Origin of the sequence: Actinomadura sp. NPDC000600 (assembly GCF_040492135.1) — a bacterium.
GTDB lineage: Bacteria > Actinomycetota > Actinomycetes > Streptosporangiales > Streptosporangiaceae > Spirillospora.
The window spans coordinates 1-1,411 of sequence record NZ_JBEUPD010000116.1 but is presented as its reverse complement, the minus strand read 5'-3'; the positions used below and the strand labels follow the sequence as shown (position 1 = coordinate 1,411).

Annotated in this window: 1 protein-coding gene; it reads left to right on the top strand. The window is 67.2% G+C overall.

Annotated features, from left to right (window positions below; genetic code table 11):
• Window positions 1-134: 134 nt before the first annotated feature.
• Window positions 135-1,388, top strand: a complete 1,254-nt coding sequence (locus tag ABWI07_RS44075) for an ISAs1 family transposase (protein ID WP_353822199.1) — start codon at window positions 135-137, stop codon at window positions 1,386-1,388.
• The last annotated feature ends 23 nt before the right edge of the window (window positions 1,389-1,411 follow it).

The window sequence follows — 1,411 nt, the reverse complement described above, 5'->3', positions numbered from 1 at the left end:
CAGGGCTCCGGAGTAGTGGAACTCTCGGCCTGATTGTCCGGTTCTGACAGTCGTGTGGCTGGGCCGGAGATGCGTGCAGGCACGACCTTCGTGATCATGAAGGTGTTGAAGCTCTCTGATCACATGAGAAGACCGTGCCTGCCCCCTCATCATCTCTGATCTCCGCTGTCCTTGGCGACCTGGCCGGCCTGCCCGAAGCCGACCGTGATGCTCTGGCCGACAGGATTCCGCAGCTCATCGCCCATCTCGCGTGGGTGCCCGACCCGCGTGATCCTCGCGGGATACGGCATTCGCTGTCATCACTGCTGGCCACGGCGGTCGCGGCCGTTCTGACCGGAGCGACGTCGTTCACAGCGATCGGCGAGTGGGTCGCTGACTCGCCCGTTTGGGTCCTGGACGTGCTCGGCATCCGCTACAACCTCTTCTCCCGTGTGCATGAGGTGCCGGACGAGGCGACCATCCGTGACCTGCTGGAGCGCGTGGACCCGGCGGCGCTCACCGCGGCGACCGGTGCCTGGCTGAACGACCTGACCAGGTTCAAGCCCACCAACGGCACCCGCGCCCGGGACCTGCGGCGGCCTCGACGAGAACAAGTCGTGGTCGATGGCAAAGCGCTGCGGGGCACACGACACCACACCGCCACCGGCCGAGCGCTGCACCTCCTGGCCGCCCGCACCGGCCGGGGAGCCGTCATCGCCCAGGCCGAGATCGGCGGCAAGACCAACGAAATCCCGGCGTTCGCGCCACTGCTGCGCCCCCTGGACCTGGCCGACGTCGTGGTGACGGCAGATGCCCTGCACACCCAACGCGATCACGCGGTCTTCCTGGTCGAGGAGAAGAAGGCGCACTACATCCTCACGGTGAAGAAGAACCAGCCGTCACTGCACCGGCAACTCAAACAGCTGCCCTGGCGCAAGATCGAGATCGGGCACACCGAGACCCATCACGGACACGGCCGGACCGAACGCCGCTCCATCAAAGTCTGCGCGGTCGCCCAAGGGCTGACCTTCCCGCACGCCGCCCAGGCCATCTGCATCACCCGCAGGACCCGCCCCCGCCACGGCGGACGATGGAAGACCGTCACCGTCTTCGCCGTCACCAGCCTCGCCGCGCACCAGGCCCAACCCGAAGAACTCGCCGCCTGGATCCGCCGGCACTGGCAGATCGAAGCGCTGCACCACGTCCGTGATGTCACCTACCGCGAGGACGCCTCCCAGATCCGCGCCGGCCATGGACCCGCGGTCATGGCCACTCTGCGCAACCTCGCCATCGGCATCTTGAAACTCTGCGGCTGGACCAACATTGCCGCCGCCAACCGCCACCACCAGCGAGACCCCCGCCGCTGTCTCGCCACCCTCGGCCTCACAATCGGACATCACGATCGATAACACGAGAACGCCGGAGCCCTGGG